General features: G+C 61.5%; 14 protein-coding genes. 4 read left to right on the forward strand and 10 right to left on the reverse strand.

The features are described 5' to 3' along the window. Positions 1-67: 67 nt before the first annotated feature. From xth to mgtA, 7 genes are all read right to left on the reverse strand, one after another. Positions 68-862, reverse strand: coding sequence for an exodeoxyribonuclease III (gene xth, locus AB4N47_RS13905; RefSeq protein WP_122700508.1), 795 nt, complete (start codon positions 860-862; stop codon positions 68-70). Positions 863-945: 83 nt separating this feature from the next. Beyond that, positions 946-2,388: a mechanosensitive ion channel family protein gene (locus AB4N47_RS13910; RefSeq protein ID WP_125918422.1), complete on the reverse strand. Its 1,443-nt coding sequence runs from the start codon at positions 2,386-2,388 to the stop codon at positions 946-948. Positions 2,389-2,614: 226 nt separating this feature from the next. After that, a complete protein-coding gene (locus AB4N47_RS13915; protein ID WP_341637943.1) occupies positions 2,615-3,481 on the reverse strand; it encodes a pirin family protein in 867 nt (288 codons plus the stop codon). A 158-nt stretch (positions 3,482-3,639) separates the two neighbouring features. Then, positions 3,640-6,843 (reverse strand): transporter substrate-binding domain-containing protein, encoded by a 3,204-nt coding sequence (locus tag AB4N47_RS13920; protein WP_445941206.1) that lies wholly within the window; start codon positions 6,841-6,843, stop codon positions 3,640-3,642. Positions 6,844-6,856: 13 nt separating this feature from the next. Beyond that, positions 6,857-7,489, reverse strand: coding sequence for a response regulator transcription factor (locus tag AB4N47_RS13925; RefSeq protein WP_016773908.1), 633 nt, complete (start codon positions 7,487-7,489; stop codon positions 6,857-6,859). Positions 7,490-7,614: 125 nt separating this feature from the next. Further along, complete coding sequence (locus AB4N47_RS13930; RefSeq protein ID WP_341637945.1) at positions 7,615-8,049, reverse strand: chemotaxis protein CheY; 435 nt, start codon at positions 8,047-8,049, stop codon at positions 7,615-7,617. Between the two features lie 230 nt (positions 8,050-8,279). After that, a complete protein-coding gene (mgtA, locus tag AB4N47_RS13935) occupies positions 8,280-10,979 on the reverse strand; it encodes a magnesium-translocating P-type ATPase (protein ID WP_341637946.1) in 2,700 nt (899 codons plus the stop codon). Between mgtA and AB4N47_RS13940 the strand changes: the two genes are divergently transcribed. After that, a complete protein-coding gene (locus AB4N47_RS13940; RefSeq protein WP_341637947.1) occupies positions 10,978-11,115 on the forward strand; it encodes a hypothetical protein in 138 nt (45 codons plus the stop codon). The genes mgtA and AB4N47_RS13940 overlap by 2 nt on opposite strands. A gap of 422 nt (positions 11,116-11,537) precedes the next feature. On the opposite strand, the gene AB4N47_RS13945 is transcribed toward AB4N47_RS13940, so the two are convergent. Then, entirely contained in the window at positions 11,538-12,875 is a 1,338-nt protein-coding gene (locus tag AB4N47_RS13945; protein WP_341637948.1) for a lysine N(6)-hydroxylase/L-ornithine N(5)-oxygenase family protein, read from the reverse strand. 133 nt (positions 12,876-13,008) lie between these two features. After that, a complete protein-coding gene (locus AB4N47_RS13950) occupies positions 13,009-13,491 on the reverse strand; it encodes a sigma-70 family RNA polymerase sigma factor (RefSeq protein ID WP_016773904.1) in 483 nt (160 codons plus the stop codon). Positions 13,492-13,770: 279 nt separating this feature from the next. On the opposite strand from AB4N47_RS13950, the gene AB4N47_RS13955 reads away from it, so the two are divergent. The 3 genes from AB4N47_RS13955 to AB4N47_RS13965 are packed head-to-tail and all read left to right on the forward strand — an operon-like array spanning position 13,771 to position 18,307. Then, positions 13,771-14,934, forward strand: a complete 1,164-nt coding sequence (locus tag AB4N47_RS13955) for an efflux RND transporter periplasmic adaptor subunit (protein ID WP_460154253.1) — start codon at positions 13,771-13,773, stop codon at positions 14,932-14,934. Next, complete coding sequence (locus AB4N47_RS13960; protein WP_341637950.1) at positions 14,935-16,905, forward strand: MacB family efflux pump subunit; 1,971 nt, start codon at positions 14,935-14,937, stop codon at positions 16,903-16,905. It abuts the gene before it with no gap. Positions 16,906-16,912: 7 nt separating this feature from the next. After that, positions 16,913-18,307: an efflux transporter outer membrane subunit gene (locus tag AB4N47_RS13965; protein ID WP_341637951.1), complete on the forward strand. Its 1,395-nt coding sequence runs from the start codon at positions 16,913-16,915 to the stop codon at positions 18,305-18,307. 231 nt (positions 18,308-18,538) lie between these two features. Here the strand turns inward: AB4N47_RS13965 and pvdP are convergent, their stop codons facing one another. Continuing rightward, positions 18,539-20,164, reverse strand: a complete 1,626-nt coding sequence (pvdP, locus tag AB4N47_RS13970) for a pyoverdine maturation tyrosinase PvdP (protein WP_341637952.1) — start codon at positions 20,162-20,164, stop codon at positions 18,539-18,541. Positions 20,165-20,207: the final 43 nt, after the last annotated feature.

Below are 20,207 nucleotides of genomic sequence, written 5' to 3' on the forward strand. Positions count from 1 at the left end.
GCGTGGTTATTGCCCTGTATACGGGATCAAGCACGGCTTCCGACAATTGATTTCGCCAATCGCCCGCTCAGCGCTTTTTCCGCGAAGCGATGCGAATCCATGTCGGTGCATGGTCGCTGGCGTGCGGTTCGTTGCGCACCCAGGCGTCGACGCCGGCGTCATGCAGATACGGGCTCAATGCCGGGTTGAGCAGCAGGTGGTCGATGCGCAGGCCGGAGTTGGTTTGCCAATGATTGCGGAAGTAATCCCAGAAGGTGTAGAGGCGCTCTTCGGGATACACGTGGCGCAGGGAATCGGTCCAGCCCTGATCCAGCAACCGCTGGTAGCACTCGCGGCTTTCAGGTTGCAACAAGGCGTCCTTGAGCCAGGAACGGGTGTTGTAGATGTCCATGTCGGTGGGCACGACATTGAAGTCACCGGCCAGGACCACCGGGTGATCGCTGCTTTGCAGGTCTTTGGCGTAATTGATCAGACGCTCGAACCAGGCCAGTTTGTAATCGAATTTCGGCCCCGGCTGCGGGTTGCCGTTGGGCAGATACAGGCAACCGACCAGCACACCGTGCACCGCCGCTTCGATATAACGGCTGTGGGTGTCATCGGGATCGCCGGGCAAACCGCGTCGACTCTCCAACGGCTGCGCATCACGCGCCAGAATCGCCACGCCATTCCATGACGCCTGGCCCTGCCAGATTGCGCCGTAACCGGCGGCCTCCAGCTCGGCGGCGGGAAATGCGCTGTCCACTGACTTGAGCTCTTGCAGGCAGACGATGTCCGGTTGCTCGCGCTTGAGCCATTCCAGCAGATTCGGCAGCCGCGCGCGCATGCCGTTGACGTTGAAGGTGGCGATCCGCAGGTTTTTCATCGTCTGCAACTCCTGCCCGGTGGGATTGCAAATTGTGACCCTGAGAACGCCGCGCAGGTTGCATCGAATCACAAAGCGACAGCTCAGACGCGATTACGCAGCCATTGCAGAAAGCCTCTTTTCGGCGCGACCACGGGCGCGTCCTCGGTCAGCGACTGCGCCTTGTGCAGACGGAAATCGAGCAACGCCTGCATCGCATCATGAATGTCATGGCGCGCGTCCAGGCACGGTTTCAGGTAGGACTTCTCGATGCGATACAGGGCGCAGAAAGTCTTCGCGGAAAAATCCGCCGGCAGCGCGGTGTCGGAAAGAATCCCGGCCTCGCCGATCACCTCGCCCGGCCCCATGCGCCCGGATTCCAGGGGTGCGCCATGGCGCTTGAGCGTCACCGATACCACGCCGGATTCAATGATGAACAAATGATCGCTGACCTCCCCGCCCGCGAGAATCGTTTCGCCGACGCGGAAAGTTTGCAGAGTCATGTTCTGGCTGAAGGTGTCTTTTTCTTCTTCACGCAGAGTCGAGAAGATCGGTGAGCTTTCCAGCAGCGCCCGTGGCCGCGACAACTGCGGTGCGGCGCTGGTCTCGTTGCTGGACAGCAGGTTGACCCCGGACGCCTGCAAATGCCGGTAAGCGAGGTCGAACAACTGATTGCGCACCACGCGCTTCTCGCCCATCGAGGCGACAAATCCACTGATTTCGTACTCCGCGCCGCCGCTGGCAGAACTCTTCAACGACACGCTGGGCGCCGGTGTGTCGAGCAATTGCCGGCAGCCTTGCATCGCCCGCTCCAACGCCTCGATCACTGAGCTGGGTCGGGCATGGGGGCTGACGGGCACGCTGACGGAAACGCCGAACATATTGCTCGGTCGGCTGAAGTTGATGATTTTGGCTTTCGCCGCCAGCGAGTTGGGAATCACGGCCATGCTGCCCTGACTGGTTTGCAGACGCGTGGCGCGCCAGTCGATGTCGGTGACGCGGCCCTCGGTGCCGTCGATGGAGATCCAGTCATCAAGTTGATAGGGCTTGGTGGTGTTGAGGACGATGCCGGAGAACACGTCGCTCAAGGTGCTCTGCAAGGCCAGACCGACAATGATCGCCAACGCGCCGGACGTCGCCAGCACACCTTTGACTGGCAGATCGAGCACGTACGCCAGCGCCGCAATGATCGCGATGAGGAAAATCACCGCGCCGAGCAAGTCCTGCAACAGCCGGCCGGTATGGCCGACCCGCTGCATCATCACCGCGCCGATCAGCACCGTCAGGGTCCGCGCACCAAACAGCCACCAGCCGATCTGCAACCCGGTCGCCGCCAGATGCAGCGGCACGTTGTCGGCCCACGGCGCCGGCTCCATCGGGTTGAGACCTTCGTTGAACAGCACAATGCTGAACAAGGCGAAAATCAGCACCCGCACCAACAGCTTCCATTCGCTGCCGCGAGAGCTGATCAGCCGCCACAGGCCAAGATCGAGCAGGATCAGGATCAACGCGCTAAACAACGGGTGTTCGGTCAGCAGAGACAGCATCAAACAACTCCGACAAAGGCCAATCGCGAGAAGATCGCACAGATTGGCACAGTGTAGGAGCAATTGATTTCGGTGGATGAACAGCGTCTCGAAAACGCTGAAAAACCTGTGGGAGCGAGCCTGCTCGCGAAGGCGTCCTGTCAGTCATTACCTCTTGGACTGAAACAGAGCATTCGCGAGCAGGCTCGCTCCCACAGGTGGTTTCGGTTAGCCGTAAAGCCCGGTGTCAGGCGTGCATCTGGCCAAAGCGCCCGGACTGGAAGTCGGCGAAGGCCAGGTGGATTTCCTGCTCGGTGTTCATCACGAACGGGCCGTGGCCAACGATCGGTTCGTCGATCGGCTCGCCGCTGAGCAGCAATACCACCGCGTCTTCGCTGGCCTGGAGGGTGAGTCGATCACCGTCGCGTTCGAACAGCGCCAACTGCCCTACCCCAACCGATTCCGCGCCGTTGACCAGCACCGAACCCTTCAACACCACCAGTGCGGTGTTGCGTCCTTCGTGCAGATCAAGCGTCAGCAACTTGCCGGCATTGAGGCGCAGATCCCACACGTCGATTGGCGTAAAAGTCCGCGAAGGTCCGGTGTGCCCATCGAATTCGCCGGCGATCAGACGCAGGCTGCCGGCGTTGTCCTTGAGCGCGATGCTGGGAATGTCGCGGTCGAGAATGGTCTGGTAACCCGGCGCGGCCATTTTGTCCTTGGCCGGCAGGTTGACCCACAGCTGGACCATTTCCAGCTTGCCGCCGGTTCGGGCGAAGTTTTCCGAGTGGAATTCCTCATGGAGGATGCCGGAAGCTGCGGTCATCCACTGCACATCACCCGGGCCGATGGTGCCGCCGCTGCCGGTGGAGTCGCGGTGTTGCACTTCGCCGTCGTAAACGATGGTCACGGTTTCGAAACCACGGTGCGGGTGCTGGCCGACGCCACGCTGTTCAGTGGTCGGGGTGAATTCGGCAGGACCGGCGTGATCGAGCAGCAGAAACGGGCTGATGTGCTTGCCCAGGTGGTCGTAGGAAAACAGCGTGCGCACCGGGAAACCATCGCCGACCCAATGGCCGCGCGGGCTGGTGTAAATGCCGATGATGTTTTTCATGGGGTCTCCAATGGGTAAATGCATTGGATTAAGCGTAAGGGCATATCGAATATTCGACTAGAGGGTGGAAATCGGCTTGAGTGTTCCATATGCAGAACAATTGAGTCAGCGGCGCGCATTTCGCGAGCAGGCTCGCTTCCACAGGAGTCTGCAATGGTTCAGAGGCACCGTGCGAGGCCGTGCATGGCTTCGCGCAACCTGTCGATGGCACGCTCGATAAACGCGTTTTCACCGTCTCGGCATGCCGTGTCCAGATCTGCGCACGCCGCAACAACCCGCGCAGCCCCAACCATTTGCGCACCGCCCCTGATGCGATGGGCCAGCTCACGCAGGCCGTTGCGGTCGCCGACGTGGATCTGATCCAGAGCCTGGAGATCATCGCGCAGGCTGTTGCCAACTTCCTCGCGCAAGCGCTCTATCAATGACTGATCGGGACCGGCCATCTGTTCCAGAGCACTCAAATCAATCTCGACGGGCTCGGCACCTGGCGGTTCATCTTCGTGGCGCTCGCAACGATGAGCACCTTTCAGGGCTTCAGCCAGATCATGCAAGCGAATCGGTTTGAACAGGCAACCGTCCATGCCAGCGTCCAGACAACGCAGACGCTCTTCGACCTGCGCATTGGCCGTAAAACCGAGGATAAGACAGGGCCTGCGGCTGCTTACGGCCTCTTCATCGCGAATGGTGCGCGCCAGTTCATAGCCGTTGCGGCGCGGCATGTTGCAGTCGGTGATCACCACATCGAAAGCCTGGGTTCGCCAGCGGTCCAGCCCCTGTTCTCCGTCGCCCACGTCTACCGTGCGATGCCCCAATTCACTCAGTTGCCAGCACATCAGCAAGCGATTGACCGGGTGATCGTCGACCACCAACACGCTTAATACACAGGTCGCGGCTGCCGCCTCGGGCGTTGCCAGTGTGGTCGTCACCAACGTCAACAGCGGCAACTGGATATTGATTTTTACTCGCGTGCCTTGCCCGAGATCACTATCGAGACCCAGCGTGCCGCCCATCATTTCGCAGAGGTTACGGCTGATCACCAGCCCCAGGCCGGAACCGCTGCGCACCGCTTGAAGGCTATTGCTCGCTTGAACGAACGGGCTGAACAGGCGCTTTTGATCTTCAGCACTTATACCGATGCCGCTGTCTTCGATCAGCACTTGCACACTCACTTGCTCGTGCGATATCGCAACGATCTGCAGTCGCAGGCAGACGTCACCTGACTGGGTGAATTTGATCGCATTGCTCAACAGGTTCGACAGCACCTGTTTGAAGCGCGTCGGATCAATCAGCACATCCACGTCGGCGCGCGGATCAAGTTCGATGCGCCACAAGAGCCGTTTCTGCCGCGCCAGCCCTTCGAAAACCCGACACACCGATAACACTGTCTCGCGCAGGTTGGCCCGCTCGGGCGAGAGGGACAAATGCCCCGACTCGATACGGGCGATGTCGAGAATGTCGCCAATCAACGCCAATAATTGCTGGCCGGCATTCGACGCCACCTGAATTGCCAGTCGATCAGTCACGCCCTCCTCTGCGCGCTTGAGCGCCAGTTCGAGCATGCCGATCAAGGCGTTCATCGGTGTGCGGATCTCGTGGCTCATGGTCGCCAGGAAAGTGCTTTTGGCCCGATTGGCCTCATCCGCTGCGTCCTTGGCCTGTTGCAGTTGCAACAACCATTGCTGGCGCTGATGGATCTGCCGACGCTGCCAGCCGATCCAGATCAGGGCCAGCAGCAGCAAGCCTGCGGCGCCGGCAAAACCAAGCAGAATCTCGCGGCGATGGCGCGACCAATAGCTGTCCTCCACCACCACATCGTGGCTCCAGCGCTCGACCAGTTCATCCATTTGCTGCGGCGCGATGCTCAGCAACGCCTTGTTCAGGATCGAGTGCAGCAGCGCCGACTGCGGCGCCGTGGCCAAAGCGATGCGCGCCGGCTGATCGCCTACGGTGCCGGTAATACGCAGGCGGTCGCGGTATTGGCGGGCGATCAGAAAACGCGCCACCAGCAACGAGCTCACCGTTACGTCGACCTGTCCTCGGGCAATCAGCGCCATGCCTTCGGCGGGGCTTTTCACTTCGACCAGACGTAGTCCGGGCACGCGTTGCAGCAGGTATTCGCGCAACGGGTGGCCGCGATAGATGGCCAGGCGTTTGCCCGCCAGGTCGTCGAGCGGCAATGGATGTGGCCCGTTCGCCGCACTGACCAGCACGAACGGATTGTTCAGATAGGCGCGGGTGAATTGCAGCTGCGCTTCCCGCTCGGTGCTCGGCGTCACCACCGGCAGGACATCAAGTTCACCCGCCTGGAGCTGCTCGAACTGATCGTTCAACGAGGTGCCACGCACGATCTCGAAATTCAGCCCGCTGCGCTGAGCGATGAGGCTCAACAACTGCGCTGCCAGGCCGTTGAAGCGTCCCTCGGCATCGAAGAACGCCAACGGCGCGAAGTCTTCGACCGCGCCCACCCGCACCACCGGGTGCTGATCCAGCCACTGCTGCTCGGCGGCGCTGAGCTGTACCCGCGACTGTTCGGCCATCTCGGCGAGGCCGACGCTCCAGCGCTGTTCGATCAGATGGCGACGCTCCATGGGCACGGCCAGCAAGGCCTTGTCGACGATGCGTTTGAGCACCACATCGCTGCGCAACAACGCAAAGGCGAACGGATTGGCATCAAGGCCCGACGGCCCGGCCAATTGCAGGTCGTTGCGATAATTGGTGTTGATCAGATAGTTGGCGCTGATGAAGTCGCCCAGGTACACATCGTCGGCACCGAAGGCAACCGCGCCGAGTGCATCCATGGCCGAAGCATAAAGCTGTACGTGGGCGCCGGGGTAGAACGCCTGAACATGGGTCAGCGGCAGATAATCCTCGACCATGGCGATGCGCTTGCCTGCAAGGTCTGCAGGCAGTTTCTCGTCGTGACGCGTGACCAGCATCGGCTGATCTTCAGCATACGGCCGCGACAGAACAAAGGCCGGATCCGCCGCTTCGAAACTGTTCGAGGTGCCGAGGAGTTCGACGTCAGCGCGCTTGAGTGCGGCCATCAGTGCAGGACGATCGACGAAACGCCGCACTTCGATCCTGATACCGAGCAGTTGCGCCAGCAGGTCGGCGTAATCCGCCGTCAGCCCTTCCAGCTCATGCTGATTGCGGGTGATTTCGAAGGGCGGGTAATCCGGGCCGGAGATGCCCATGCGCAATACTGGATGCTCACGCAGCCACTGGCGCTCCCGATCATCGAGGCGGACCTGGATACTTCCCGGTTCGAGGCGCGCCAGCACCTCCAGCGTCTGCGGCTGGTCATTCGCCCCGACCGAGGCAACAAGCCCCAGCCACAGCAATAAAACCCGCAGTCCCTGCATCATGTCGGGGTACTCAGATCAAGTGATTGCGCTTGGCGAACTCACGCAGAAGCACCAGCGAACCCAGGCCAAGTTTCGCCATCATGCGGGTCTTGTAGGTGCTGACGGTTTTGTGACTCAGGTGCATTTCCAAAGCGATGGCCTTGTTCGGTTTGCCCAGCGCCAGATTCACGAAAATGCATAACTCTCGATCAGACAGCTGCGCGATCAGCTCCTTTTCCGTGCGTTGCACGGCGTTGTACAGACCGCTGGTATTGGGCAATGCGGAGAAATAAGTGTGGCCGGACATCAATGCCTTGATGGCTTCGTGCAGCAGAGTCAGTTGATTGCTCTTGGTCACGTAGCCCCGTGCGCCGGCGCGCAAACAGCGCTCCTGGTAATGCGTGGGCTCATGCATGCTGAACACCAGCACCCGGCAACGCGCCGTTGGCGCCTTGATCTGGATTCGCGTCAGCACTTCCAGACCGTCCATCGATCCCAGCCCCAGATCGAGCACAACCAGGTGCGGATCATGCGCGCAGATCAACGGCACGACTTCATTGCCATTGGACGCTTCATGAATCTGCGTGAAGCCTTGAGCCTGCAGAACGATCCGAATGGCCGCGCGCACGACTGGATGATCATCGACGATCAGCGCTGACTTCATTGGGACTCCTGCAAAATCGAAGACACCGCAACAGTCTGTCCCGGAGTCGGTGGCTGCGCCGGCACTGTTACATGGATGGGCAAGAGAATCACCTGTCAGGTCTGACAGTTGTGCAGAGTGTTTTTTTATGCATTGGCATGGCGCAACGATGCGTGGGCGTCAAGCGCTGCCTGGGGTTCGTCGCAAGTTTCGACTCTTGCCATTACCTGCCCGATGAGCTGTGAATTGGGCAATGGCGTCGGGCTGATCTGCGCGTTTTCCTGAGCAAATCCGGCAGCCGCCTGCAACGGTGCCGACGGTTCGTTGTAGATCAGAGCATGGCGAACCTGTGGGTTATCGAGCAGAAAGCCCAGCAGATCGAGAGAGCCTGCCGCCAGTTCGGCATTGATCACCAGCACATCGAACGGCTCGCAGCCATAGTCGACCAAGGTCAACAATTCGCCGAGAGTCTGCACCGGGGCGACGCGGTAGTAGCCGAGCGCGTTGAACAGGCGCTCGATTTTCATGCGATGAAAATGCTGCGGGTCGGCGATCAGGATGCGCAACGCTTTGTTGCTCATGGTCATTCTCCCGGTGAGGTTTGGGGAGGGCAAGACTACGCAAGCGTCGGCGATAGCTCTGTAGGACTTTTCCTAAAAATTTGGTCATTCATCCGGCGGCCCTGATGCACCAATATCCCCTGTGGGAGCGAGCCTGCTCGCGAAGGCGGTATACCTGTCAGAAATTTATTGACTGACACGGCGCCTTCGCGAGCAGGCTCGCTCCCACAGGGGAGAGCATTCCATGGCGGTTATTGCCAGCCAAACCGGCGGATGTAGAAGCCTTTAACGGCTTGGGTCAGCGCCATGTACGCCAGCAGAATCACCGGCAGAAACACGAAATACAGCGACGGCAGCGCCTGCAATTTGAAGTAATGCGCCAGCGGCCCCATCGGCAGGAAGATGCCGACCGCCATGATGAACCCGGTCATCACCAGCAGCGGCATGGCGGCGCGGCTTTGCAGGAACGGGATCTTCGGCGTGCGGATCATGTGCACGATCAGCGTCTGGGTCAGCAACCCGACCACGAACCAGCCGGACTGGAACAACGTCTGGTGATCCGGGGTGTTGGCGTCGAACACGTACCACATCAAGGCGAACGTCGTGACGTCGAAGATCGAACTGATCGGGCCGAAGAACAGCATGAAGCGCCCGACGTCAGCCGGCTGCCAGCGCTGCGGCTGTTTCAGCATCTCGTCGTCGACGTTATCGAACGGAATGGCGATCTGCGAAATATCGTAGAGCAGGTTCTGCACCAGCAGGTGCATCGGCAGCATCGGCAGGAACGGGATGAACGCGCTGGCAACCAGCACCGAGAACACATTGCCGAAGTTGGAGCTGGCAGTCATCTTGATGTACTTGAGCATGTTGGCGAAGGTGCGCCGCCCTTCGAGCACGCCCTCCTCCAGCACCATCAGGCTTTTTTCCAAGAGAATGATGTCCGCCGCTTCCTTGGCGATGTCCACCGCGCTGTCCACGGAAATACCGATGTCGGCGCTGCGCAGCGCCGGCGCGTCGTTGATACCGTCGCCCATGAATCCGACCACATGGCCGTTGCCCTTGAGAATGCCGACGATGCGCTCTTTGTGCGATGGCGTGAGTCTGGCGAAGACGTTGGTCGTCTCGACCGCCATAGCCAGCTCAGCATCGCTCATGCGCTCAATGTCATTGCCCAGCAGCAAACCCTGTTGGGCGAGGCCGACCTCGCGGCAGATTTTCGCCGTCACCAGTTCGTTGTCACCGGTCAGCACCTTGACCGCCACACCATGCTCGGCCAAGGCCTTGAGCGCTGGCGCGGTGCTTTCCTTCGGTGGATCGAGGAATGCCACGTAACCGATCAGCGTCAGCTCCTGTTCATCGGCCAGACTGTAAATTTCACGACCTGCTGGCATTGAGCGAGCCGCGACCGCCACCACGCGCAGACCTTCGGCGTTGAAAGCACCGGTGACGTGGCGAATCCGCGCCAGCAATTCATCGCTCAAGACTTCATCGACCTCGCCGTGACGCACCCGGCTGCACACCGCCAGCACTTCTTCCACCGCGCCTTTGCAGATCAGTTGATGGGGCTGACCGCGGCTCTCCACCACCACCGACATGCGCCGGCGATTGAAGTCGAACGGGATCTCATCGACCTTGCGAAACACGCTGCCGACCTTGAGTTCGCGATGGACTTCCACGTGTTCGAGCACGGCGACATCCAGCAGGTTTTTCAGGCCGGTCTGGTAGTAGCTGTTGAGGTAGGCCAGTTCCAGCACAGCGTCAGAATCCTCACCCCAGACATCGACATTACGCGCGAGAAAGATCTTGTCCTGAGTCAGGGTGCCGGTCTTGTCGGTGCACAGCACGTCCATGGCGCCGAAGTTCTGGATGGCGTCGAGGCGTTTGACGATGACCTTTTTGCGCGACAGAAACACGGCGCCTTTGGCCAGGGTCGAGGTGACGATCATCGGCAGCATTTCCGGGGTCAGGCCGACCGCAATCGACAGCGCGAAGAGCAGCGCTTCGCTCCAGTCGCCCTTGGTGAAACCGTTGATGAACAGCACCAGTGGCGCCATGACGAACATGAAGCGGATCAGCAGCCAGCTGACCTTGTTGACACCCTGCTGAAACGAGGTCACCGCCCGGTCCGTCGCGCCGACCCGTTGCGCCAACGCACCGAAGTAGGTGCTGTTGCCGGTGGTGAGAATCAGTGCAATGGCGCTACCGGAAACGACGTTGGTGCCCATGAACAGAATGTTGTCCAGCTCGAGCGGGTTAGGCGTGTCGCGATCGGTCTGCCGGGTGAATTTCTCCACCGGCATCGACTCACCGGTCATTGCTGCCTGGCTGACGAACAGGTCCTTGGCGCTGAGCACGCGGCAATCGGCGGGAATCATGTCGCCGGCCGAGAGCACGATGAGATCGCCGGGTACCAGTTGCTTGATCGGCAGCTCCCGGCGTGGGCCATCGCGGCGCAGCACCGTGGCGGTGTTGCTGACCATGGCTTTGAGCGCATCGGCGGCCTGATTGGATTTGCTCTCTTGCCAGAAGCGCAGCAGCGTCGACAGCACCACCATGGAGAAAATCACCACGGCCGCCTTGAGGTCTTCGGTCAGCCAGGAGATCACCGCGAGCAAGGTCAGCAGCAGGTTGAACGGATTTTTGTAGCAGTGCCACAGATGGGTCCACCATGGCAGCGGCTGCTCGTGTTCGACTTCGTTGAGGCCGTGTTGCGCACGCAGTGCATCGGCCTCGACCTCGGTGAGCCCCTCGCCGTGCGTGCCCAACGACGACAGCAACGCGGCGCTGTCGGCATGGGCGGCAGCCACCAGCGTACTGGCCAGCGTCGGCGGCACTTCACGGTTGACCTTGGTGTCGTTGATCGAATCCAGCAACGCGAGGCGACGGAAGTGCCGGGCGATGTGACGGCTGCGCAGAAAGCCTGCGAAAAATTCCTTGAGCGTGAGTTTCATGGCTGTGTCCCCTGTGGTCAGCCGGGAAACCGTCGAGCAGGTACCGCCGCGCCCTGCACCGGGACAACCGACACGGCAAGGCGTGGCGCGCCCGTCGGGAATGACAGGCGTGTCGATAGGCTGCGATGACGATTGAGGTCGTCAGCACGCTTGGTTCAGCGTCGATGAGAAGGACGTCGAGACACGATCCGGAACGGGTCGTGCACGGGATGCCGCTGCTCGCTGTTACGGCGAGACAACGGCAGGGAAAGGCTGCGCGTTATCTTGCCGAGAATCTGCCGGTGATCGAGACCGGCCGACAACTGTCACTCGAACAAGTACCCACTGTGGGTCTCCGCAATTGATGAAAACGCGCGCAGCTTACGCCCGCAGCGAAACGGCGGGAAGAGGTGTTTTCGGCGAATGTGGGGGGTGTTCAGGAAGGGTTCAGATTCAGGATCTGTGGGGCTTTCCATGGCCCCTTCGCGAGCAGGCTCGCTCCCACATTCTGGCCTGCGTTCACAGAACCATTGTGGGAGCGAGCCTGCTCGCGAAGGCGATATGTCAGGCAATGCAGATTCAGCTGGCAGTGGCCAACAACAACTCCGCCACCGAGCGACTGTGCCCGCGCTGTTTGCCATGCTCGTACAACGAGCCAGCGATTTCATCGGCGCGAATCGGCAGCACCGACAGCAGCGTATCGCTCAGGCCATGGCTGGCCTGGCAGAAGCCCTGCATATAAATGCCGGCCTTGCAGCGCTCGTCGGTGATCAGTTTGTAGTTGCGATCGACCTCGAACTCACCGAGGTATTCCTCCAGCGGCGCGAGCAACTTGCGGTGCATCTGCCGCTCGTAACCGGTGGCCAGCAACACGGCGTCATAGATTCGCACCGTGACTTCGTCGGTGGCATTGTTGCGCACTGCCAGTTCTATACCGTTTGCCGTGGCAGTGGCGCTCTCGACGGTGGTCAGGGTGCGGAACGCATGGCGGGCAATCCCGGAAACCTTCTGCCGGTAGAAGATGCCGTAGATGCGTTCGATCAGGTCGATGTCAACCACCGAATAGTTGGTGTTGTGGTACTCGTTGACCAGACGCTCGCGCTCGATGCTGTTCTGCTGAAACACCAGATCGGTGAACTCCGGCGAGAACACCTCGTTGACGAACGGGCTGTCATCCGCAGGCTTCAACGCCGAACCACGCAGGATCATGTCGACCTGCACCGACGGGAATGAATCATTCAGGTCGATAAAGGCTTCCGCCGCGCTCTGCCCGCCACCGATGATGGCGATGCTCATCGGTTGGTTGTTCACGCACGGCTGCCTGGCCATTTGCGACAGATATTGCGAATGGTGGAATACCCGGTGATCGCCCTTCAGTGCTTTGAACGCCTCCGGAATGCGCGGTGTGCCGCCAGCGCTGACCACCACCGAACGCGTGGTACGCACGAATTGCTGGCCGTCGCTGCCCCGGGAAATCACCCGCAAGGCCTCAACCTGCTGGTTGTGCAACACCGGTTCGATGAACTGCACTTCTTCGCCATAACGGCTCTGCGCGGTGAACTGCCCGGCCACCCAGCGCAGGTAGTCGTTGTACTCCATGCGGCAAGGATAAAAGGTGCCGAGGTTGATGAAATCGACCAGACGCCCGTGGTGCTTGAGGTAGTTGACGAACGAGTAAGGGCTGGTCGGATTGCGCAGGGTCACCAGGTCCTTGAGGAAGGAAATCTGCAACTCGCTCTGCGTCGACAAGGTGTTGCCGTGCCAGCTGTAAGTGGCCTGCTTGTCGAGGAACAGCACATCCAGTTCGCCCTGGGTCGCGCCGCGTTCCTGCAGAGCGATGGCCAGTGCCAGGTTCGAAGGGCCGAAACCGACGCCGATCAGGTCGTGAACGATGGGCGATGCAATTGCCTGTGTCATTTCCAGTGTCCTCTGGATGAACCCCTCAACGCGGGGAAATAAAGCCTGGGTGGCCTGACCGGCCTGAATCAGGTCAGCAGGTCGTCTGTTGAGTAGGAACGAGGACGATGAAAGGAAATTTAACCGGCGCGGCTCACTGGCCATCCCATTGCTGGATGCGCAAGCGGCAATGTTTCATGGCGTTGACGATGTGTTTTTCCACCAGCGCCCGGGAGATGCCGAGAGTCTGGGCGATTTCCGGATGGGACATTCCTTCGATCTTGCGCAGCAGAAAACTGTCACGGCACAGCGGCGGCAGCTCGGCCAATGCGCGCTGGAGCATTTCCAGGCGCTGGCCGTGATCGAGGGTGCCGTGGGGGGACGGGGTGAAATAGCGCTCTTCATTGTCGAGCACGTCCAGCGATTCGACCTGGCGCAGCGCGTTGCGGCGGTGATCGTCGATAACCAGGTTCAACGCGGTGCGATAAAGGAAGGCCCGGGGTTGTTCGATTGGCACCTCGCTGGAGCGCTCCAGCACCCGTACATAGGCGTCATGCACCACATCCTCGGCGACCTGACGGTTGCCCAGTCTGGCGTTGAGGAAACACACCAGCTCACGATAGTAGTTTTCCAACATGACTCCCGACCGCATCGATGCCGTTTCTGTCCTTGAGCGCACTGATCAGACCTGCAAATCACGCAGTAGCAAGATAGTGGCAACTTGAGGTGCGTAATTTATAGTAATTCTCATATAGATTTAAAGAGTTGATTCCATATCCCGGACAAATAGTCGTGGCCCGGCTGCGGTAACTCGATGTGTCTGCGGCTAAATTCCGTCGCCCATGCCTCGTTTACAGGACAGCCCCTGTGTCTGTCGTGCCTTGCGACGGGCCGCAACCACTGGCCGGAACCCTGCATGAATCGTCCCCGCCCCGCCCGTCGCGCGCTGTTCGCCGCCCTCTGTCTGATTCCCGTGATCGCCGTTGCCGCCTGGCAAGTCTTGCCACCCGGTCGCGACGCCGTTGCCACTGTGCAGGTCAGCCGCGGCGATATCGAAAACAGCGTGACAGCGCTCGGCACCTTGCAGCCGCGCCGCTATGTGGATGTCGGCGCACAGGCTTCGGGGCAGATTCAGAAGATTTACGTCGAGGCCGGCGATACCGTCAAGGAAGGCCAGTTGCTGGTGGAAATCGACCCGTCGACACAGAAAGCCAAGCTCGATGCCGGGCGTTTTTCCATCGAAAACCTCAAGGCGCAGCTGCAGGAGCAACGCGCCCAGCACGATCTGGCGCAGCAGAAATACCAGCGCCAGCAGAAACTCGCCGCTGGTGGCGCCACCCGCGAAGAAGACGTACAGACCGCGCGCGCCGAGGTCCGCGCGACTCAGGCGCGCATCGACATGTTCCGGGCGCAGATCCGTCAGGCCCAGGCCAGTCTGCGCAGCGACGAGGCCGAACTCGGTTACACGCGCATTTACGCGCCGATGAGCGGCACCGTGGTCGCCGTCGGTGCGCGGGAAGGCCAGACGCTCAACGCGCAACAACAGACCCCGCTGATCCTGCGCATCGCCCGACTGTCGCCGATGACGGTGTGGGCCGAAGTTTCGGAGGCCGACATCGGCCACGTCAAACCCGGCATGACCGCCTACTTCACCACCCTCAGCGGTGGCACTCGACGCTGGAGCAGCACGGTGCGGCAGATTCTGCCGGTGCCGCCGCGTCCGCTTGAACAGAACCAGGGCGGCAGCCCCACCAGTGGTCGCAGTGGCAGCGAACGGGTGGTGCTGTACACCGTGCTGCTCGACGTCGACAACGCCGATCACAGCCTGATGACCGACATGACCGCCCAGGTGTTCTTTGTCGCGCAACAGGCGCAAGACACTTTGACCGTGCCGACTGCTGCCCTCCAACCGGGTTCGCGTCCGCAGTGGCAGCGAGCGCAGATCGTCGCTGCCAACGGTGATATTCAGGCGCGCGAAGTACGCACCGGCATCAGCGATCGCCTGCGCACCCAGGTGCTCGAAGGTCTGGCCGAGGGCGAGCATGTTCTCAGCGCGCCGGCCACTGCTCATGGAGGCTGAATGCACACGCCCCTGATCGACCTGCGGCAGATCCGCAAAGCCTATGGCGGTGATGACAGCCCGCTGGTGGAAGTGCTGCGCGGGATCGATCTGTCGATCCACGCCGGCGAATTCGTCGCCATCGTCGGCGCCTCCGGTTCGGGCAAATCGACGCTGATGAACATTCTCGGTTGCCTCGACCGCCCCACCAGCGGCGAGTATCTGTTCGCCGGGGAAAATGTCGCGCAGCTGGACAGCGATGAACTGGCCTGGCTGCGCCGCGAAGCCTTCGGTTTTGTCTTTCAGGGCTACCACCTGATCCCGTCCGGTTCGGCCCAGGAAAACGTCGAGATGCCAGCGATCTATGCCGGCACCCCGGCCGCCGAGCGGCATGCCCGAGCTCACGCACTGCTGGAACGTCTCGGCCTCGGCACTCGCACTGGCAATCGTCCGCATCAGCTTTCCGGCGGCCAGCAACAGCGGGTGTCGATTGCCCGTGCGCTGATGAACGGCGGCCATATCATCCTCGCCGACGAGCCGACTGGCGCCCTCGACAGCCACAGCGGCGCCGAGGTCATGAGCCTGCTCGACGAACTCGCCGATCAAGGCCATGTGGTGATCCTCATCACCCACGACCGCGAAGTGGCGCAACGGGCCAAACGCATCATCGAAATCCGTGACGGCCTGATCATCAGCGACAGCGCCGAGCACGCGTGCGCGCCGCCTGCGCCCAATCCCGGGGCGTTGCAAGCGGTCGACCTGCGCCAGCGCCTGAGCAACGGCAGCAGCCAGACCGGCGCCTGGAAAGGTGAACTGCTCGGCGCTGTACAAGCGGCGTGGCGGGTGATGTGGATCAACCGCTTTCGCACCGCGCTGACCCTGCTGGGCATCGTCATTGGCGTGGCCTCGGTGGTGGTCATGCTCGCCGTCGGCGAAGGCAGCAAGCGTCAGGTCATGGCGCAAATGGGTGCGTTCGGCTCCAACATCATTTACCTCAGCGGTTCGGCGCCGAACCCGCGTACACCGGAGGGCATCATCACCCTCGACGACGTCGCCGAACTGTCCGCCCTGCCCCAGGTGGAACGGATCATGCCGGTCAACGGCTCGACCGCCGGGGTGCGCTTTGGCAACGCCGACCACAGCAGTTACGTCGGCGGCAATGACACCAACTTTCCGCAGATTTTCAACTGGCCGGTGATTCAGGGCAGCTACTTCACCCAGGCCGACGAGGACAGCGCCGCCGCCGTCGCGGTGATCGGCACCAAGGTCCGCGACAAATTGCTCAAGGATGTCGCCGACCCCATCGGTCAATACATCCTCATCGAAAACGTGCCGTTCCAGATCCTTGGCGTGCTTGCAGAAAAAGGCGCCAGCTCCGGCGACTCCGATAGCGACAACCGCATCGCCGTGCCCTATTCGGCGGCGAGCACGCGCCTGTTCGGCAGCCGCAATCCGCAATACGTGGTGATTGCCGCCAAGGACGCGCGCAAGGTCAAGGACGCCGAACAGGCCATCGAACAGGCGATGTTGCGTCGGCACCACGGCAAGAAGGATTTCGAGCTGACCAACAATGCCGCGATGATCCAGGCCGAAGCGCGCACGCAAGGCACGCTGTCGCTGATGCTGGGGGCGATTGCGGCGATTTCCCTGCTGGTCGGCGGTATCGGCGTGATGAACATCATGCTCATGACCGTGCGCGAACGTACCCGCGAGATCGGTATTCGCATGGCCACCGGCGCCCGTCAGCGCGACATCCTCCGTCAGTTTCTCACCGAAGCCTTGATGCTCTCGGTGGTCGGCGGAATCGCCGGGATCGGCCTGGCGCTGCTGGTCGGCGGCGTGTTGTTGCTCAGCGGCGTGGCGATCGCCTTTCAAGGGCTGGCGGTGATCGGCGCGTTCGCCTGTGCGCTGGTCACCGGTGTCATTTTCGGCTTCATGCCGGCCCGCAAAGCTGCCCGGCTCGACCCGGTCACGGCCCTTACCAGTGAATGATCGACCTATGAAAGTGCGACTGACCTTCCTCGCCGCCAGCCTGTTGCTGGCGGCCTGCAGCAGCCCGGCGCCGCGCCTGGACAGCGGCGTGCAGCCACCGAGCGCGTGGCAGTCCGCCGACACCCCCGGCGCGCTGCAGAGCAATCGGCAATGGTGGACGCAATTCGGCAGCCCTGAACTGGAGCGGCTGGTGGAACAGGCGCGGCTGGGAAGCTATGACCTCGCCGCCGCCGTGGCGCGGGTCAGACAGGCCGAGGCCAGCGCAACCATCGCCGGCGCCCCGTTGCTGCCGGAACTCAAGGCCGGGCTGAATGCCAACCGGCAGAAACTGATCCACGGCAAGGGCTACAGCCAATTGGATGTCAGCCCGGAGAATCGCTCGCTGGACTATTACGATGCCGAGCTCAGCGCCAGTTACGAAATCGATTTCTGGGGCGGTAAGCGAGCCGCCCGCGACAGTGCGGTGTTCGGCGTGCAGGCCAGCGAGTTCGACCGCGCTACTGTTGAACTGACCTTGCTCAGCGGCGTCGCCAACAGTTACACCCAGGCCCTGGCCTTGCGTGAGCAGGCGCGCATCGCCGAACTCAATCTGAAAAATGCGCAGAATGTGCTGCATCTGGTGCAGACCCGTTTCGACGCCGGCAGCGCCACCGCGCTGGAACTGGCCCAGCAGAAAAGCCTGGTGGCCGAACAACAGCGTCGTCTGCCGCTGGTGCAACAACAGGCGCGCGAAGCACTGATCAGCCTCGCCGCCCTGCTCGGCCAACCAGTGCAAACGTTACCGTTGCCCTCGCAATCCTTCGGCCAATTGCACTGGCCCGACATCGCCAGCGGCGTGCCGAGCGACTTGCTCAGTCGGCGTCCGGACATTGCCAGCGCCGAGGCCAAGCTTGCGGCAGCCCAGGCTGATGTCACCGTCGCCCGCGCCGCAATGCTGCCGAAAATCACCCTGACCGCCAGCCTCGGCAGCGGCGCCGATCTGGCCGCCGATTTGCTGCGCACGACGTTCTACAACCTGTCCTCGGGGCTGACCGCGCCGATCTTCAACAACGGCCGCCTCAGCGCCGAACGCGACAAGGCCAAGGCGCGGCAGGATGAGCTGCTGGAGACCTATCGCGGGGCAATCATCAACAGCTTCGCCGACGTCGAAAAAGCCCTCAGCAGCATTCGCGGCCTCGACGAACAACGGCAATGGCAAAGCGAAGAACTGAACCAGGCACAAACCGCCTTCGACATCGCCCAGAGCCGCTACCAGGCCGGCGCCGAAGACCTGCTCACCGTCCTGCAAACCCAGCGCACGCTGTATGCGGCGCAAGACCTCAACGTGCAGCTGCGCCTGTCGCGCTTGCAGGCGAGCATTGCCTTGTACAAAGCGTTGGGAGGTGGCTGGGAGGTGATCTGAGGGCAAAGCGTCGACTGAACTGACGTCTTCGCCAGCAGGCTCGCTCCCACAAATGGAATTCGGTTTGGACGGAAATCTCCGCCACGACCAAGGCCCATGTGGGAGCGAGCCTGCTCGCGAAGGGGTCCTGTCAGGCACTGATGCATCTGAATGACACACCGCATTCGCGAGCAGGCTCACTCCCACAAGGGGATTGCGAACTATTCAGAGAGTGTGTGTGTTTGAACCAATCTAGAGCTGTCGGCCCTTGACCTTCAGGTGCCGCGCATACCACGGGCGCTGTGGCACTTTGCGGAACAGTTCGGTCATGTTGTCTTCGTCGCCAAAAGTGATACGCAGCGCCAGTTTCATGGTTTCCGGGTCCATCTCCACGGATCGCCCAGCTTGCAGGCCGGGCACGGTGCTGCAGCCGTGGGTGTCGGGGCCGAGCCAGGGGTCGGCGACTTCCACCCAGCGCCCCGGTGCAAACCATGGCACGCCGTTGACTTCCAGACGGCTCACTTCGCCCGGGTGAAAACGCTCGTGGGCGCGGAACCAGTCTTCCAGACGATCATCGATCCAGCCGTGGAAACGCCAGAACACCGGGTTCACATGGGAGGAAAACGGATCACCGAGAAAGTCGTTTTCCGGCGCATACCAGCGCGCGGCGAAGTCCGCCTGATCGCGCGCCATCGGCACCGGAATGTCGTTGGACGGATCACGAGCCACCGAAGCCCAGCGCATGTGCAGCCAGTCGTGCAGGCCCAGTTCGACTTCCGAACCGAACTGGCCGAGGGTCAATTTCGCCAGGTAACGCGGGTCGCGGTACTGCGATTCCCAGACCAGAAAATTGCTCTGGAAAGTCTCCGCCGCTTTGATGTCGCTGACCCATTTGGTGTACTCGTCATCGCCCTCGGCCAGCCAGGTCGGCGGCAGTGAATTGCCGTCATGATTGTCGAAATAACGCGCGAAGCCCTGGCGGTCACGCTCCAGCTCAGGCTGCGGCTGCGGGAACGCCGGCCAGGAAGGCAAATCCTGCATCGAGCGGGCGATGCCTAGCATGTGCCGATGCATAAAGAAAAAATCCACGCCCGAACCATTGCGATCCTTGCTTGGCCCACGGGCGTCGCGTTCCTTGCCACGTGGCCCGGGCTGCCAGCCGATACCGCGCAGCGCTTCGCGTTTTTTCTCCGAGAGCTTGTGCCACTTGTCGCGGGTAGCGTGCCAGAGCTGATGGAACAACCGATGCTCGGGCGCCACCAGCCAGGCCAACAGTTGCGGATTGAGCCCGGTGCGTTCACGGGCCTCGGGAAAACGCCGCTTGATAGCGATGAACTGATTGTCCAGCTCGGGCAACGCCAACGGCCGATCCAGACGCAGCACTTGTCCGGTGAACGTGGCGCTGCCGGCATTGCCGAACGCAGCCCAGACTTCATCCAGTTTGACTTTGAACTCATACACCGGCGGCGCAAGTGGCGCATCGGTGCGCAGCAGGCGCCAATACATCTCGGCGCCGTTGCCCGGTGCCAGATCGCCAACCACTTGATAGCGCACAGGCCCTTCGGCACGCAAATTGGTGCCGGTGTCGAGATAACCACGCAGGCCGCGCCCACGATGAGCGATGTCGAGAAACAGTTCCAGACCTTGCACAGGCAGACCATCAAGCCCCGCCGCCGCACCGGTAAAGCGAATGTCCCAGACCCCACGCAAATTGTCCGCCAGCTGTTGCCCGGCGGTGTCCGCCAGATCGACCGTGGCCTCGCCCGGGGTGATCGGAAACTCCTCGCGAGTCAGTTCACGATGTGCATAAAAAGCGGCAGGCAGCGCGGCGCCCGTGAGTGCCATGCCCGCCATGAACCAGCGTCGAGAGATCGTCATTGCCCTACCTGTGTCAGCCATGAAGCAGGCTTTATCCAAGCTA

It is taken from the genome of Pseudomonas sp. S3_G06 (assembly GCF_054667565.1).

What these genes read in the sequence shown, in the direction of transcription:
- xth (WP_122700508.1), bottom strand. Translation starts at nt 862, where the DNA reads ATGAAAAACCTGCGGATCGCCACCTTCAACGTCAACGGCATGCGCGCG.
- mgtA (WP_341637946.1), bottom strand. Translation starts at nt 10,979, where the DNA reads ATGAAACTCACGCTCAAGGAATTTTTCGCAGGCTTTCTGCGCAGCCGT.
- AB4N47_RS13950 (WP_016773904.1), bottom strand. Translation starts at nt 13,491, where the DNA reads ATGTTGGAAAACTACTATCGTGAGCTGGTGTGTTTCCTCAACGCCAGA.
- AB4N47_RS13915 (WP_341637943.1), bottom strand. Translation starts at nt 3,481, where the DNA reads ATGAAAAACATCATCGGCATTTACACCAGCCCGCGCGGCCATTGGGTC.
- AB4N47_RS13945 (WP_341637948.1), bottom strand. Translation starts at nt 12,875, where the DNA reads ATGACACAGGCAATTGCATCGCCCATCGTTCACGACCTGATCGGCGTC.
- AB4N47_RS13965 (WP_341637951.1), top strand. Translation starts at nt 16,913, where the DNA reads ATGAAAGTGCGACTGACCTTCCTCGCCGCCAGCCTGTTGCTGGCGGCC.
- AB4N47_RS13955 (WP_460154253.1), top strand. Translation starts at nt 13,771, where the DNA reads ATGAATCGTCCCCGCCCCGCCCGTCGCGCGCTGTTCGCCGCCCTCTGT.
- AB4N47_RS13930 (WP_341637945.1), bottom strand. Translation starts at nt 8,049, where the DNA reads ATGAGCAACAAAGCGTTGCGCATCCTGATCGCCGACCCGCAGCATTTT.
- pvdP (WP_341637952.1), bottom strand. Translation starts at nt 20,164, where the DNA reads ATGACGATCTCTCGACGCTGGTTCATGGCGGGCATGGCACTCACGGGC.
- AB4N47_RS13910 (WP_125918422.1), bottom strand. Translation starts at nt 2,388, where the DNA reads ATGCTGTCTCTGCTGACCGAACACCCGTTGTTTAGCGCGTTGATCCTG.
- AB4N47_RS13960 (WP_341637950.1), top strand. Translation starts at nt 14,935, where the DNA reads ATGCACACGCCCCTGATCGACCTGCGGCAGATCCGCAAAGCCTATGGC.
- AB4N47_RS13920 (WP_445941206.1), bottom strand. Translation starts at nt 6,843, where the DNA reads ATGCAGGGACTGCGGGTTTTATTGCTGTGGCTGGGGCTTGTTGCCTCG.
- AB4N47_RS13940 (WP_341637947.1), top strand. Translation starts at nt 10,978, where the DNA reads ATGGCTGTGTCCCCTGTGGTCAGCCGGGAAACCGTCGAGCAGGTACCG.
- AB4N47_RS13925 (WP_016773908.1), bottom strand. Translation starts at nt 7,489, where the DNA reads ATGAAGTCAGCGCTGATCGTCGATGATCATCCAGTCGTGCGCGCGGCC.